Source organism: Rhodobacter sp. P1_C2 (genome assembly GCF_056406375.1).
This window is the reverse complement of sequence record NZ_JBFUAG010000002.1, coordinates 191,081-205,769: the sequence shown is the minus strand read 5'-3', so window position 1 is coordinate 205,769 and position 14,689 is coordinate 191,081. Positions and strand designations below refer to the sequence as shown.

Here is a 14,689-nt window from a genome sequence, read left to right as displayed (position 1 = left end):
CGCACGGACCCTGCCGCCCTGCTTGTCCCCGTGCGCCCAAGTTGCTAGTCAGGGTCAAAGCCGCCCATCAGAGGGGTGCTAAAGGGGGACGACATGACCGACATCACCACACCTGTGCAGGACGCCGATCTTGCCCTGATCAAGCGGATCATCCCGCACCGTTACCCCTTTCTGCTGATCGACAAGGTGCGCGACATCGTCATCAACGAAAGCTGCGTCGGGGTGAAATGCGTCACCAACACCGAGCCGCATTTCCAGGGCCATTTCCCCGACATGCCGATCATGCCGGGCGTCATGATCATCGAGGCCATGGCGCAGACCTCGGGCGTGCTGGTCGGCCTGTCGATGGACCTCGTCGACAAGAACGCCAAGGTCTTCTTCATGGGCGTTGATGGCGTGAAGTTCCGCCGCAAGGTCATCCCCGGCGATGTGCTTGAACTCCATGTCCGCGCCATCCGGGGCGGCGGCAAGGTCTGGAAGTTCGAAGGCCGGGCAACCGTGGACGGCGAGCTGGCCACCGAGGCCACCTTCACCGCCATGTTCGACCTGCCCAAGGCCTGAGCGCATGAGCGCGCCCCTCATCCATCCCTCCTCGATCGTCGACCCCGCCGCCCAGCTGGGCGAGGGCGTCCGCATCGGCCCCTTCTGCATCGTCGGCCCCGAGGTCACCCTCGGCGACCGGGTCGAGATCAAGTCCCATGCCGTGGTGACCGGCTGGACCTCGGTCGGGGCCGATACGGTGATCTTCCCGCATGCCACCGTGGGCGAGGTGCCGCAGGACCTGAAGTTCAAGGGCGAGCGGACAAGGCTGATCGTGGGCGCGCGCTGCCGGATCCGCGAGAGTGTCACCCTCAACACCGGGACCGCGGGTGGTGGCGGTGTGACGACCGTGGGCGACGACTGCCTCCTGATGACCGGCGTCCACATCGGCCATGACGCCCATCTGGGCAACCGGATCGTGCTGGCCAATTGCGTCGCCATCGCCGGCCATTGCCAGATCGGCGATGACGTGATCGTCGGCGGCCTCTCCGGCATCCACCAATGGGTCCGCATCGGCCATGGCGCCATCATCGGCGCGGTGACCATGGTGACCAATGACGTGATCCCCTATGGCCTCGTCCAGGGCCCGCGCGGCGAGCTTGACGGGCTGAACCTCGTCGGCCTCAAGCGCCGCGGCATGGACCGGGCCGAGATCACCGCCCTGCGCCACGCTTACGAGGAGCTCGCCCGCGGCACCGGCACCTTCCACGAACGGGCCGAGCGTCTGGCCGCGACCAGCCCCGCCGCCGCGGTGCGCGAGATGGTGGGGTTCATCCTCGCCGCCTCGGACCGTTCCTTCCTGACGCCGAAATGACCCGGCTCGCCCTCATCGCCGGGACGGGCGATCTGCCCGCCATTCTGGTCGCTTCGCAAGAGGCTGCCGGGCGGCGGCCCTATGTCTGCGTGCTCGACGGCTATGTGCCGCAGGGCGTGGCGGTGGACCTGACCTTCCGGCTGGAGCGTCTGGTGCCCTTCCTGCGCCACCTCGGCGACGAGGGGATCACCCATGTCGCCTTCGCCGGTGGCGTCAGCCGCCCGCGCCTCGACCCCGCGCTCTTTGACCCTGCCACCGCGCAACTGGTGCCGCAGCTGATGGCGGCCTTTGCCGGCGGCGATGATGCGACGCTGCGCGCCATCCTTGGCCTCTTCGAGGAGGAGGGCTTCGCCGTCGTCGGTGTCGAGGCCCTGGCGCCCGAGCTTCTGCCCGCGGCCGGGGTTCTGGCCGGCGAGGTCTCGCCCCAGGCCGAGGCCGATGCGACCCGCGCGGCGGAGATCGTCGCGGCGCTGGGTGCCGTCGATGTCGGGCAAGGCGCCGTGGTGGCCGGTGGCCTCTGCCTCGCAGTGGAGGCCTTGCCCGGCACCGATGTGATGCTGGCCCAGATCGCCGCCCTGCCGGAGGCTTTGCGCCCCAAGCGGCGCGGCGTCTTCTACAAGGCCGCCAAGCCCGGTCAGGACCGCCGCGTCGATCTGCCGACCCTCGGCCCTGCGACCCTGCGCGCCGTGGCTGCGGCGGGGCTGTCCGGCCTCGCCTTTCAGGCCGGCTCGGTGATCTGTCTCGATCTGCCGCAGATGCGGGCGATTGCCGCGGAAACGGGCCTTTTCCTGTGGGCGCGCTGAGCCTCTTCCTCATCGCGGGCGAGCCTTCGGGCGACAGGCTGGGGGCTGCCCTGATGGCGGGCTTGAAGGCCCTGGTGCCGGAGGTCAGCTTCCACGGCATCGGCGGCCCCCTGATGCAGGCGCAAGGCCTGACCTCGCTCTTCCCGATGGAGGAGCTTTCGGTCATGGGCATCGCCGAGGTGCTGCCGAAATACCGCCAGCTCAAGCGCCGGATCCGCGAGGCTGCCGCCGCCGCCCTGGCGCTGGCGCCCGCCGCGCTGATCACCATCGACAGCCCGGATTTCTGCCTGCGGGTGGCCGGGCTGGTCAAGGCGGCGCGGCCCGAGCTGCGCACCATCCATTACGTCGCGCCCTCGGTCTGGGCCTGGCGCCCGGGGCGGGCGGCCAAGATGGCGCGGGTGATCGACCATGTCCTGGCGCTGCTGCCCTTCGAGCCGCCATTTATGACCGCGGCGGGGATGAGCTGCGATTTCGTCGGCCACCCGGTGGTGGCCGAGCCCCTCGCCACACCGGAGGAGCGCGCCCTCCTTGCGGACAGCCCGCGCCCCCTGATCCTTTGCCTCCCCGGCTCGCGCCGGTCAGAGATCACCCGCCTCGCCCCCACCTTCGGCCAAAGCCTCGCCCGCCTGCAGACGCGGCATCCCGGCCTCAGCGTCGCTCTGCCGACGCTGGCACATCTGGAACCCATGGTCCGCGACCTCACGAAAGACTGGCCGGTCCAGCCGCGCCTGATCCTCGATCCGGCCGAAAAGCGCGCCGCCTTTGCCGAGGCCGATCTGGCGCTGGCCGCCTCGGGCACCGTCTCGCTGGAGCTTGCCGCCAATGCGACGCCGATGGTGATCGCCTATGACATGCACCCGCTCAGCTGGTGGCTGATGAAACGCGCCGCCCTGATCGACACGGTGACGCTGGTCAACCTCGTCTCGGAAACCCGCCACATTCCCGAATTCCTCGGCCCCGCCTGCCGCCCCCCGGCGATCGCCGCCGCGATGGAACAGGTCCTGGCCGACAGCGCCGCCCAGAAGACCGCGATGGAAACCACGATGCTCCGCCTCGGCCGCGGCGCCGAAAACCCCGGCCTGCGCGCCGCCCGCTCGGTCCTGGCCCACCTCAAGCCCTGAACCCTCGCTTCCTTTTCATTGGTCCATAAATATCCCACGGGGGGTGCGGGGGGTGTGAAACCCCCCGCTTCCAACGGCCGGCCACAAGCGCAAGCCTCTCAGCCCCGCCGCCCCCCGATCAACTGCGCTGCCCCGATCTCGGCCAGGAACTCCCGGCTCGCCTCGGTGCCGAAATGCGGCGCCTGGGCGAGGCCGGGGAAGCGGGCCTTCACATCCGCCGCGATCTCGGGTGGCAGGCGGTTGACGGTGGCATCATTGACCATCAGGCTTTCGGAAGGCACGCCCTCGGCATAGATGATCTCGTGGCGGTCGAAGACCAGGCTGAAGTAATCGACGAAGCCGCCCTCGCGCAGATAGACCGCCTCGCCGTCGACCATGTCGCGGGCCTGGACCAGAAGTTCCGACGTGGCCAGCCCCGGCAGGCGGTTGCGCTGATAGAGAAAGACCCGGTGATGCTGGCTGATGATCAGATCGCCGGCATTGCCGATGGTGCCGGCGGTGATCACCACCGGGGCAAAGCTTCCCACGGCGCGCAGGCGGGCATGGCCGATCCAGCGCACGGTCTGGCGGCCATGGTCGCGGGTCAGCACCTCGATGCCCGGCACCAGCGCCTCGATCGGGCGCTGGCTGCCATCGGTCAGGGTGATCATCGTGCCGCGTGCGAAGGACAGGCACATCAGGTCGGCCAGGTGCATCCCCTCGGGGGCGGGCTCGACCGAGAGGAGCGTGTAATCGACCCCGGCGCCCAGGGGCGACAGCGGCAGGGCAAGGCCGGTGCCATCCTCGAGCCGCAGGAAGAGCAGATCGACCCGGTCGCCATCCGGCGCCATCATCGCATAGCGCGCCTCGAGCCGGATCAGCGCGCCCGGGGCGCCGATCTCGGACCCGGCGGCCACGGCCTGGGTCCTTGCATCGGGCTGGCGCAGCGCCAGCCGCAAGGGCCGTGCCGCCGCTGTCAGCCGGTAGATGTCGCCGGCGCAGATTTCTTCGGGGCCCGACAGCGCATCGCCCTGGTTGGCGCCCTGGACGGCATAGATCTCTTCGGCGGCAAAGACCTGGGCGGCATGGCCGGGCGCGTCCGGACCGGTGCCGGAAGGGGGAGGGGCTGAGGCTTGGGGTGACATGGCGGCTCCTCATACCGGACAGTCCCGCGGGCGGGAGATTTACGGGCTAGCAATCGCCGCACGAAACGTCAACAAAGGGTCAGGTTTGCGGCAGGGCCGCGGCATTTGCGAAACGATGGAGGCAAGGATGGATCTGGGGATCAAGGGCAAGCGGGCGCTGGTGACGGCGGCGTCCAAGGGGCTTGGCCGCGGCTGTGCCGAGGCCTTGGCCGAGGCGGGGGTCGATCTGGTGATCAATGCGCGCGGGGCCGAGGCGCTGGAGGCCACCGCTGCCGCGCTGCGCAGCCGTGGCGTGAAGGTCGCGACCGTGGTGGCGGATGTGACCTCCGAAGCGGGGCTGGCCGCGGTTCTGGCGGCGGTCGGGCCCGCGGGCGTCGATATCCTCGTGACCAACGCCGGCGGCCCGCCGCCCGGGTCCTGGGAGACCTGGAGCCGCGCCGATTACCTCAAGGCGATCGAGGCGAACATGCTGACGCCGATCTCGCTCATGACCGCGCTGATGCCGGGGATGATGGCCAAGGGCTGGGGCCGCGTGGTCAATATCACCAGCCAGTCGGTCAAGGCGCCGATCGCCTCCCTCGGCCTGTCGAACGCGGCGCGCACCGGGTTGACCGGTTTCGTCGCTGGCACCGCCCGGCAGGTGGCGCCGAAGGGGGTGACGATCAACAACCTCCTGCCCGGCATCCATGACACCGACCGCGCCACGGCGCTGGATGGCGGTGTGGTCAAGGCTGAGGGCATCTCGATGGAAGAGGCCCGCGCCGCGCGGATGGCCACGATCCCGGCCCGCCGTTATGGCACCCCGGCCGAGTTCGGCGCGGCCTGCGCGTTCCTGTGCAGCCAGCACGCGGGCTTCATCGTCGGGCAGAACATCCTGCTGGATGGCGGGGCGATGAATTCGACGCTGTGACGCTGCCTCCTGTCTGAAGGAGCGCCTGCGGCGCAGGTCTGGTCCTCGCCTCTGGCCTGCGGCCAACCGGCTCAGGCGAAGGGCCTCCGGCGGGAGTATTTGGGCAAAGAGCAAATCGGGGCCGCAGGGGGTGATCCCCTCTGCGGCCCTTTGCTTCAGGTGATGGGCGAGATGCGGCGCAGGGCGTCGATCCTGGCCTGGGCGGCGCCGGAATCGATCGAGGCGCGGGCAAGCTCAGTGCCGTCCTTGAGGGTCTCGACCTTGCCCGCAACGAGAAGCGCCGCAGCGGAGTTCAGCAGCACGGCGTCGCGGTAGGCGCCCTTTTGCCCTTGCAGAAGGGCGCGGAAGGCGGCGGCATTCTCGGACGGGGCGCCGCCGAGGATCGCCTCGAACGGATGGACGGGCAGGCCGGCATCCTCGGGGTGGAGGGTGAATTCCCGGATCTCGCCCTTGTCGAGGGCGGCCACATCGGTGGTGCCGGCGATCGAGATCTCATCCGTGCCATCGCTGCCATGGACGAGCCAGGCGGCATCCGAGCCGAGGGCGCGCAGGGTTTCGGCCATGGGGCGGATCAGCTGGGTCGAGAAGGTGCCGGTCAGCTGGCGCCGCACCCCGGCGGGATTGGTCAAAGGTCCGAGGATGTTGAAGATGGTCCTTGTCCCGAGTTCGGCGCGCACCGGGCCGACATGCCGCATCGCGGGATGGTGCATCGGCGCCATCATGAAGCCGATCCCGGCCTCGGCCAGGCAGCGTTCGACCACTTCGGGGCCGACCATGACGTTGAGGCCCATCTCGGTCAGGGCATCGGCGGCGCCGGATTTGGAGGAGAGGTTGCGGTTGCCATGCTTGGCCACCGGCACCCCGGCGCCGGCCACGACGAAGGCCGTGGCGGTGGAGATGTTGAGCGTGCCCTTGCCGTCGCCGCCGGTGCCGACGATGTCGATGGAACCGGCGGGTGCGCGCACCACATGGCATTTCGAGCGCATCACGAAGGCGGCGGCGGCAAATTCATCCACCGTCTCGCCCCTTGTGCGCAGCGCCATCAGGAAGCCGCCCATCTGGGCCGGGGTCGCCGCCCCTTCGAAGAGGGCGCCGAAGGCCACCTCGGCCTCGGCCCTGGTCAGGGGGCGGGTGGCGGCCAGGCCGATCAGGGGCTTGAGCGCGTCACTCATGCCGTCACCGAGACCTTCGCCCGCTCCAGGAAGTTCTGCAACAGCTTGTGGCCATGTTCGGAGGCGATGCTTTCGGGATGGAACTGCACGCCCTCGATCGGTTTGGTTCTGTGGCGCAGGCCCATGATCGTGCCGTCTTCGAGCCAGGCTGTGACCTCCAGGCTGTCGGGCAGGCTCGCGCGGTCGACCACCAGCGAATGGTAGCGGGTGGCGAGGAAGGGCGAGGGCAGGCCGGCGAAGATGCCCTGGCCCTCGTGGATCATCCGGCCCATCTTGCCATGCACGATCTCGTGGCAGCGCACCACCTTGCCGCCGAAGGCCTGGCCGATGGTCTGATGGCCAAGGCAGACGCCCAGAAGCGGCGTCCCGGTCTCGGCCGCGGCGAGGGTCAGCGGCAGGCAGATGCCGGCCTGATCGGGGTCGCAGGGCCCGGGGGAGAGCACGATCGCCTCTGGCCGCAGCGCCATGGCGCCCTGCACATCCAGCGCGTCGTTGCGCAGGACTTTGACATCCGCCCCCAACTCGCCCAGATAATGGACGAGGTTATAGGTGAAGCTGTCGTAGTTATCGATCAGAAGCAGCATCCGGCGCGCCTTTGCCATTGGGGGGTGAACCCTGCGTGAGACAGTTGTATACAGGTACAGGATGGTCCGGGGGCGTCAAGGGATACCGGTAAACGGAACCGACGCTTCGCGGCTTAGAGGCCGAGGCAGGCAGGGAGCATAGAGTGGCGCGGAGTTATGCGAGCGGTCTCGTTTGGGGCATTGTTGCGGTTGGCGCGGGTTTCGTCGTGATCTCGCAGCTGGCGCCGCCGCCGCAGGGGGCGCATGCGCCGAAAGAGGTTGCGGCCGCGGGCGGGGCAGAGGGCGCCTCCGGTACCCCCGAGTCCCAGCCCGATTCCGCACCGCCCCCCGCGACCAGCCCGGAAGCTGCGCCTGAAGCCGCGATGCCGCAGACCCCGGCCGCAGGGACTTCCGCAGGGGAGACGGCGGTCCCGGAGCCGGCAGCGCCGGACGCGGCCCAGACGGCACCTCTACCCTCGGAGCCTCAAGCCGGTGCCGCGGCCCCGCCCGTCTCGCAGTCTGACGCCCAGCCCACTGCGCAACCCGACCCGGCGGCATCGCAACCTGCGCCGCAACCGCAGGCCGAGGCGCCCGCGCCTGTGGCGAACGGAGCTGACTCTGGCGCTGCGGCGCTGCCGGCGGCATCCGACACCGTGCCCTCGGCCAATTCCGATGCGGGGGCGATGGCGGCCCTGCCGCCCCTGCCCGAAACCCCGGCGGCGGTTGAGGCGCCTCCGGCGCTCTCGGCGCTCGACGACGCGTTGACGGCGCCCGGGCCGGATCAGAAACCTGCCAGCCCGCCGCAGCCGGTGCCGGAGCCTCCGGGGGCCAAGGATGCGCTGTTGCAGCCCTCGCAGGGGGCCGGGCTGACCGAACCCTCGCGCCTGCCGCAGATCGCGCCTCCGCTGACGCCGAGTGAAGAGGCAATGCTGGCCCCCGAACCTGCGCTCGTACCTGCGCTCGTGCCGACGCCCCAGCCTGCGCCCGAGACCGCCGGCCTGCCCGCGCCCGCCGAGACTCCGGCGCCGGTGGCGGAGCCAGCGCCCAGCGACGCGGCCCCCGCGGCGCCCGGGCCGGTGGCGCCCCGCGTCTTCACGCCGGATCAGCCGCAGATGCCGGGCGTGCCGGCGGGCTCTGGCCTTGCAAAGCAGGAACCGGCGCCCAGCCTGTTGAAGCCGGTGCAACCGATCGGCTCGGTGCCGGGGGTGGCCACCAACACGCTGCCGCATGTCGGCGATGCGCCAAAGAGCGAGAGCGATGTGGCGGCGCAAGGGGGCGAGGATCAGCCCTTGCGCAAATATGCCCGCCGTTTCGACGGGGCGCAGGGCAAGCCGCTGTTTGCCATCCTGCTGCAGGATATCGGCGCTGCCGGGATGGACCGGGCGGAGCTCGCCAAGCTGCCCTTCCCGGTGACTTTCGTCGTGGACCCGCTGGCACAGGACGCGAGGGAAGCCGAAGACATCTACCGCGCGGCAGGGCAAGAGGTGCTGATGCTGGCCAATGGCATCCCGACCGGGGCCACGGCGAGCGATGTGGAACAGACCTTCCAGACCCTGCAGGATATCCTGCCCGAGACGGTCGGCGTGATCGACGAAGCGACGCTGGGCTTTCAGGACAACCGGGCCCTGTCAGGGCTGGTGCTGCCGGTGATCGCGGATCAGGGCCGGGGCCTCGTGACCTATGACCGCGGGCTGAATGCCGCCGACCAGATCGCGCGCCGCGATGGATTGCCGGCGGCGGTGATCTTCCGCAAGCTGGACGGCGCGGGCGAAAGCCAGCCCATCATGCGCCGCTACCTCGACCGCGCGGCCTTCAAGGCGGCGCAGGAGGGGGCGGTGGTGGTGATCGGCGACACGCGCCCCGAAACGGTGGCGGCGATCCTGCAATGGACGATCGAAGGCAAGGCCTCGAGCGTCGCCCTGGCCCCGATCACCGCGCTGATGGCGCACAAGTAGCGGCAGGCGGCTGCGGTCATCGCGGCGGCTGACCGGGTAATCAAAGGCGCGCGCTTCGCGCGCATTCCCTTTGTCTCGCCTCTGGCGCTGCGCGCCAACCGGCTCGGGCCGTTCCCTCCGGGGGGAGTATTTGAGCAAAGAGCAAATAGTAGGCAGGGGGAGGGCTGCTCCCGGTCGTCCTGGCACCCCTGCCATTGCTCTTTGCCCAAATACTCCCGCCGGAGGCGCCTTGGGGTCAGAGCCTCGCCGCGGGCGGCCGTTCGGGCGGGGATATGTAGGATGGGCAATCTGCCCATCTTGGCTCAGGTGTTGCCACGTCTCGCAAAGGTGCCGGCGTCTTCGGCGGCGCGGCGCAGGGCTTTGGATTTGTTGACGGTTTCCTGATATTCCGCCTCGGGGTCGCTGTCATAGACCACGCCGCCGCCGGACTGGATATAGAGTTTCTCGTCCTTCAGGACCGCGGTGCGCAGGGCGATGCAGAAGTCCATCTCGCCATTGGCGGCGAAATAGCCGACGCCGCCGCCGTAGACGCCGCGCTTTTCCGGTTCCAGCTCGTCGATGATCTCCATCGCGCGCACCTTGGGCGCGCCCGAGACGGTGCCGGCGGGCATGCCGGCGAGGAGGGCCGAGAGTGCGTCCTCGCCCTCGGCGATCTCGCCCACGACGTTGGAGACGATGTGCATCACATGGGAATAGCGTTCGACGATGAATTTCTCGGTCGGGCGCACGGTGCCGATCTTGGCCACCCGGCCCACATCGTTGCGGCCGAGGTCGAGGAGCATCAGGTGTTCCGCCAGCTCCTTCTTGTCGGCCAAGAGGTCGGCTTCCAGCGCGCGGTCTTCCTCGGGCGTGGCGCCGCGCTTGCGGGTGCCGGCGATGGGCCTGATCGTCACCTCGCCTTCGCGCAGGCGGACGAGGATTTCCGGGCTGGCCCCCACGACTTGGAACCCGCCGAAGTTGAAGAAGAACATGAAGGGCGAGGGGTTGGTCCGCCGCAGGCTGCGGTAAAAGGCGAAGGGCGGCAGGGGGAAGCTTTGCGTCCAGCGCTGGCTCGGCACGACCTGGAAGATGTCGCCGGCGCGGATGTAATCCTTGGCCTTTTCGACCGCGGCCTTGTAGCCCTCGTGGGTGAAGTTCGACTGCGCTTCGCCGACCGGGGCGGCCTCGCCCAGATCGCGCAGCGCCGCGGGCGCGCGGTCCAGATCGCGCAGCGCGTCCATCACGCGCTCAGCCGCCTGGGCATAGGCGGCGCGGGCGGAAAGACCGGAGGCGACCCAGGCGGGGGCGACCACCGTCACCTCGCCCTTGACCCCGTCCAGCACCGCCACGACCGAGGGGCGCAAGAGCACCGCATCGGGCAGGCCGAGCGGGTCGGGGTTCACATGCGGCAGGTGTTCCACCAGGCGGATCATGTCATAGCCGAGGTAGCCAAAGAGGCCCGCCGCGATCGGCGGCAGCCCCTCGGGCAGGTCGATCCGGCTTTCGGCGATCAGCGCGCGCAGGCTGTCGAGCGGCGGCAGCGCCTCGTCGACAAAGCTCGTCGCGTCAAAGCGCGCCGTGCGGTTGATCCGCGCCACCTTGCCCTGGCATTGCCAGATCAGGTCGGGCTTCATCCCCACCACCGAATAGCGGCCGCGGATCTCGCCGCCCGTCACACTTTCCAGCATGAAGGTGTCGGTGCGCGCCTCGGCCAGTTTCATCATCAGCGAAACGGGCGTGTCGAGATCCGCCGCCAGCCGGGCCGAGACGACCTGATTGCGCCCCTGGGCCCAGCCCGCTTCAAATTCCGCATAACCGGGGTCGAGCTTCATGGTCAGTTCATCCGCGCCTGGACGGCGGTGATCGCCGCCTGGTCAATGTTCAATCCGCCCTGGGTCGTCATGGCCGAGGCATAGATGTCATAGGCATCCTGCGCGATCGACTGGGCGGCCTGGGTCGCAAGTTTGGCGGCGGCGGCCTTGGCCGCGTCGCTGGTCATGTCGGCCGGGGTCACGCTGTCCAGACGCAGGATGGCGATCAGAGCCTTGGTGTCGATCTTGACCACCTCGCCGGGCTTGAGGGTGAAGGCCGTGGTGATCGCCTCGGCCGGGATGCCGTCGGGCGTGGCGGCGCGGGTGGTCGAGGCCACGCGGTCGGTGATGCCGAGCGTGCCGAGATCGGCGCCGCCCTTGACGGCGGTCAGGTCGGCATCGGCCAGCGCGCCCAGAGCCTTGGCCAGGGCATCGGCGTGGAAGGCGGCGGCGACCTTGTCATGCGCCTTTTCGAAGGGCACGGGGGTGGGGGGCACCACCTCGGTCACCTGCAGCACGGCCAGGCCGCCATCGGCAAGGCCCACGGCCTGCGGGAAATCGCCGGCCTCCATCCCCGTCACGGCCTTGCCGAAGGCGGGATCGGCGGTCACCGGGTCGTTGTCATCGGCGCCCTTGGCGTAATCGGTGGTGCCCGCGGTCATGCCCTGATCCTTGGCCACTTCCGCGACCGAGGAGCCGCCGGCCAGAAGATCGCTCACCGCTTCGTATTTGTCGGAGACGACCTTGCCCGCGGCCTTCAGCTGCAGATCGGCCTTCAGCTTGTCATGCGCCTGCTCGAAGGTGGTCACCTGCGCGGGCAGGATCGCGTTCATCCGGAACAGCGCCGGCCCGAGGTCGGAGGGCAGGGGCCCCACCACGCCGGGGGCTGTCAGGGCGAAGACATCCTTGCCGGCAGCGCCAAGCTGCGCCGCGGTCACATCGCCCATGTCGATATCGGTCAGGGCAAGGCCGCGCGCCTTGACCAGATCCTCGAAGGAGGTGCCGGCGTCGAGCTTGGCCCGCGCGGCCTTGGCCTCGTCTTCCGAAGGATAGACCAGCCGTTCGACGAGGCGCTTTTCGGGGACGTTGTAGGTCTCGGCCGCGGCATCATAGGCGGCCTTGATATCGGCCTCTTCGACCTTCTGATCCTTGGCGATGTCGGCGGGCTGCAGGATCGCATAGGCGACGCGCTTGGCCTCGGGGCGGGTGAAATCGGCGATATGCGCGGTGTAATAGGCCTTGAGCTCATCCTCGGTCGGCGCCGGCAGCTTTTGCGGCAGGCTCGCCTCGGTCAGCTTCAGCAGTGTGAAGCCGCGGGTTTCGCCCTGATAGGCCTGGATCGTGTCGGTGAGGGACTTGGGCGCCTCGACCCCGCCGACGATGGCCGCCTGCAGGACCTGGCGCGCCAGATCGCGGCGCACGCCGGTTTCGAAGTCCTTCACGGTGACGCCGTTCTGCTGCAGAAGCTGGGTATAGACGGTGCGGTCGAACTTGCCGGTCACCCCGAAGAACTCTTTCGAGGTGGCAACCTGCTGCGCCACCTCGCGGTCCCCCGCCGAAAGGCCAAGCCGCATCGCCTCGTTGTCGAGCGCCGCGTTCGAGACCAGATCCTGCAGCACCTTCTGATCGACGCCGAACATCTGGGCCTGCTTGAAGGTGATCTGCTGGCCGAACTGCTGGCTGATCTGGCGGACCTGGTTCTGCAGGGCGCGGCCATAGTCCGAGGTGGTGATTTCGGCCTTGCCGACCGAGGCCACGGTATCGACCGAATGGCCGAAGTTGGTCACGCCGTAGCCGCCCAGACCGATGACGATCATGCCCAGCATGACGAAGGCCAGCACGCTGGTGCCGACGCGCGATTTCTTGCGCGGAATGATCTCGTGTTCGTCTTTGGGCGTAGGGCTTTTGGCCATGTCCGGCGTCCTTTGCAAAGTAGCAAGGGTTTAAGCTGAAAGCGCCGGAAGGGGCAAGGGCAGAGCACCCCCCGGGCTGGAGACTGAGGCGGCTTTGGCCGCGTTTCAGGGATGGAAGGCCGCGAGCCTGCGGAAGAGCTCGGCAATGCCGTCGCGATCGACATTGGCAAAGGCGATGCGGATCTGGCGCTGGCCTTCGGGCGCATCCTCGGGCTGGAACATCGAGCCGGGCAGCATCAGGACCGAAGCCTGGGTGACGGCCGCCTTGCAGACCTCGGTCGAGGTGAGCGGGAAGGGATGTTCGACATAGGCGAAATAGGCGCCGCAGCCCAGAAGCTTCCAGCCGGGCAGGGCGTGGAAGCCCTCCACCATCGCGGCGCGGCGTGACAGGATCTCGTCCCGCTCCCCCGCCACCCATTGGGCCAGGTTGCGCATCCCCCAAAGCGCCGCGATCTGGCCCAGCTGGCTTGGGCAGATCGCCACGGTGTCGAGGAATTTCTCGACCTCGGCCAGACGCGCGGGCGAGGCGACGATGGAGCCGACGCGGTGCCCGGTCAGCCGATAGGCCTTGGAGAAGGAGTACAGCTGGATCAGCGTATCGGCCCAGTCGGGATCGGCGAAAAGGTCATGCGGGCGGCCGGTGCGGCTGTCGAAGTCGCGGTAGGTCTCGTCCACGATCAGGGCGATGCCGCGGGCGCGGGCCAGGTCGCGGAAGGCGGCGAGCGTCTCGGCCGGATATTCCACCCCGCCCGGATTGTTGGGCGAGACGAGTACGATGGCGCGAGTCCTGTCGGTGATGAGGGCGGCGGCCTTGCCGGCATCGGGGATCAGGTCCGCCCCGGTGGAAAGGGGCACAGCGCCGATGCCCGCCATGTCGAGCCACATCTTGTGATTGAAATACCAGGGCGTGGGCAGGATCACCTCATCCCCCGCGCCGGCAAGGGTGGACAGGACCGCGCAGAAAGCCTGGTTGCAGCCCTGGGTGATGGCGACCTGCTCGGGGGCCACGGCTCCGCCATACCCCAGGCTCCATTGGCTGGCGATCTCGGCGCGCAGGGCGGGCAGGCCGAGGACCGGGCCGTAGAGATGGGCGTTCGGGTCGTTCAGCGCCGCCTCGGCAATCGCCTGGCGCAGGGCCCGTGGCGGCAGGTCCACCGGTGCGGCCTGGCTCACGTTGATCAGGGGGCGGTCGGCCGGAAAGGTCAGCCCCGCGATCCAGCGCCGGGCTTCCATGACGGGCGGCGGATCGGTGGCAGCCATGGCGGGATTGAGCGGCGTGAGTTGGGTCATCTGGGCGTCCTTGCGTTTGGCCCAGTTGAAGCGCGGGACGCGGCCAAGCGCAAGGGGGCAGAGGGCGCCATCGCCGGGCCGGTCCGGCCGATGTGGCAGGCGGCGAAGATGGGCAGATTGCCCATCCTACAGGCCAGGGTCGGTGTCGGGACCTGCCGTCGCAGTCACGTCGCGCCCTGTGATCCCGGCGCTGACGGGGGAGGGTAGGATGGGCAATCTGCCCATCTTCCAAAGGGTCGGGGCCGTTCCTACCCCTTCAGGAACCGGCGGCGCGATTCCTCGGCGATGGCCTGGCGCATCTCGGTCCGGGCCAGTTCTGCCATGACATCCTTGCGCGCGGCTTCGTCGGTCAGGGTCGCCAGATGCGCGCGCAGGGCCGCGGCCTGTTTCTTCAGCGTGATCTCTTCCGGCAGCACCCCGGCCTCGGCCATGATCCGGAAACCCACCGCATCGCCCGCGCTGACGAAGGCGTCGCCGGGACGATCCGGCAAGGGCTTGCCCTCGCCCTCCAACCCGGAAAGCCCGCCGGCCATCCGGGCCTTGAGGATCTGCCGCTCTGCCAGCCGGGAAAGCCAGGACATCTACCGCTCCTGCATCATTGCGCGGGGATGAGGATAGGAGGCCTGGCCCCGGATGGGAAGGGCGGTTGGCCCTTGTCGCGCAGAAACCCGGGGGATCGGTGCAGTGCGACCTG

The 14,689-nt window shown here is 69.1% G+C and carries 13 protein-coding genes; 6 read left to right on the top strand and 7 right to left on the bottom strand.

Features of this window, described 5'->3' with window-relative positions; all coding sequences use genetic code 11:
• Positions 1-93: 93 nt before the first annotated feature.
• Genes fabZ through lpxB form a run of 4 tightly spaced genes read left to right on the top strand, consistent with a single transcriptional unit; the run spans position 94 to position 3,278 of the window.
• On the top strand, positions 94-561 hold the full coding sequence (gene fabZ / locus AC1DZT_RS03740) for a 3-hydroxyacyl-ACP dehydratase FabZ (protein WP_478005257.1): 468 nt from the start codon (positions 94-96) through the stop codon (positions 559-561).
• A 4-nt stretch (positions 562-565) separates the two neighbouring features.
• A complete protein-coding gene (lpxA, locus tag AC1DZT_RS03735; RefSeq protein WP_478005256.1) occupies positions 566-1,354 on the top strand; it encodes an acyl-ACP--UDP-N-acetylglucosamine O-acyltransferase in 789 nt (262 codons plus the stop codon).
• Complete coding sequence (locus tag AC1DZT_RS03730; protein WP_478005255.1) at positions 1,351-2,157, top strand: LpxI family protein; 807 nt, start codon at positions 1,351-1,353, stop codon at positions 2,155-2,157. The genes lpxA and AC1DZT_RS03730 overlap by 4 nt, the downstream gene beginning before the upstream one ends.
• Positions 2,154-3,278, top strand: a complete 1,125-nt coding sequence (lpxB, locus tag AC1DZT_RS03725; protein WP_478005507.1) for a lipid-A-disaccharide synthase — start codon at positions 2,154-2,156, stop codon at positions 3,276-3,278. The genes AC1DZT_RS03730 and lpxB overlap by 4 nt, the downstream gene beginning before the upstream one ends.
• 98 nt (positions 3,279-3,376) lie before the next feature.
• Here the strand turns inward: lpxB and AC1DZT_RS03720 are convergent, their stop codons facing one another.
• Positions 3,377-4,402: a Hint domain-containing protein gene (locus AC1DZT_RS03720; protein ID WP_478005254.1), complete on the bottom strand. Its 1,026-nt coding sequence runs from the start codon at positions 4,400-4,402 to the stop codon at positions 3,377-3,379.
• A gap of 127 nt (positions 4,403-4,529) precedes the next feature.
• Between AC1DZT_RS03720 and AC1DZT_RS03715 the strand changes: the two genes are divergently transcribed.
• Positions 4,530-5,312: an SDR family oxidoreductase gene (locus tag AC1DZT_RS03715; protein WP_478005253.1), complete on the top strand. Its 783-nt coding sequence runs from the start codon at positions 4,530-4,532 to the stop codon at positions 5,310-5,312.
• Between the two features lie 155 nt (positions 5,313-5,467).
• Here AC1DZT_RS03715 and trpD read toward each other — a convergent pair whose 3' ends face one another.
• Both trpD and AC1DZT_RS03705 read right to left on the bottom strand, forming a co-directional pair.
• Positions 5,468-6,484, bottom strand: a complete 1,017-nt coding sequence (gene trpD / locus AC1DZT_RS03710; protein WP_478005252.1) for an anthranilate phosphoribosyltransferase — start codon at positions 6,482-6,484, stop codon at positions 5,468-5,470.
• Positions 6,481-7,068 (bottom strand): anthranilate synthase component II, encoded by a 588-nt coding sequence (locus AC1DZT_RS03705; protein WP_478005251.1) that lies wholly within the window; start codon positions 7,066-7,068, stop codon positions 6,481-6,483. The genes trpD and AC1DZT_RS03705 overlap by 4 nt, the downstream gene beginning before the upstream one ends.
• A 578-nt stretch (positions 7,069-7,646) precedes the next feature.
• Here AC1DZT_RS03705 and AC1DZT_RS03700 point away from each other — a divergent pair.
• Positions 7,647-9,002, top strand: coding sequence for a divergent polysaccharide deacetylase family protein (locus tag AC1DZT_RS03700; protein ID WP_478005250.1), 1,356 nt, complete (start codon positions 7,647-7,649; stop codon positions 9,000-9,002).
• 302 nt (positions 9,003-9,304) lie between these two features.
• Here the strand turns inward: AC1DZT_RS03700 and trpE are convergent, their stop codons facing one another.
• The 4 genes from trpE to AC1DZT_RS03680 all read right to left on the bottom strand — a co-directional run bounded on the left by trpE (position 9,305) and on the right by AC1DZT_RS03680 (position 14,576).
• A complete protein-coding gene (trpE, locus tag AC1DZT_RS03695; protein ID WP_478005249.1) occupies positions 9,305-10,813 on the bottom strand; it encodes an anthranilate synthase component I in 1,509 nt (502 codons plus the stop codon).
• A 2-nt stretch (positions 10,814-10,815) separates the two neighbouring features.
• A complete protein-coding gene (locus AC1DZT_RS03690; protein WP_478005248.1) occupies positions 10,816-12,705 on the bottom strand; it encodes a SurA N-terminal domain-containing protein in 1,890 nt (629 codons plus the stop codon).
• 105 nt (positions 12,706-12,810) lie between these two features.
• The gene (locus tag AC1DZT_RS03685; protein WP_478005247.1) at positions 12,811-13,995 is read right to left on the bottom strand and encodes an aminotransferase; all 1,185 of its coding nucleotides are present in this window, start codon (positions 13,993-13,995) and stop codon (positions 12,811-12,813) included.
• Positions 13,996-14,243: 248 nt separating this feature from the next.
• Complete coding sequence (locus AC1DZT_RS03680) at positions 14,244-14,576, bottom strand: DnaJ family domain-containing protein (protein WP_478005246.1); 333 nt, start codon at positions 14,574-14,576, stop codon at positions 14,244-14,246.
• Positions 14,577-14,689 lie beyond the last annotated feature (113 nt).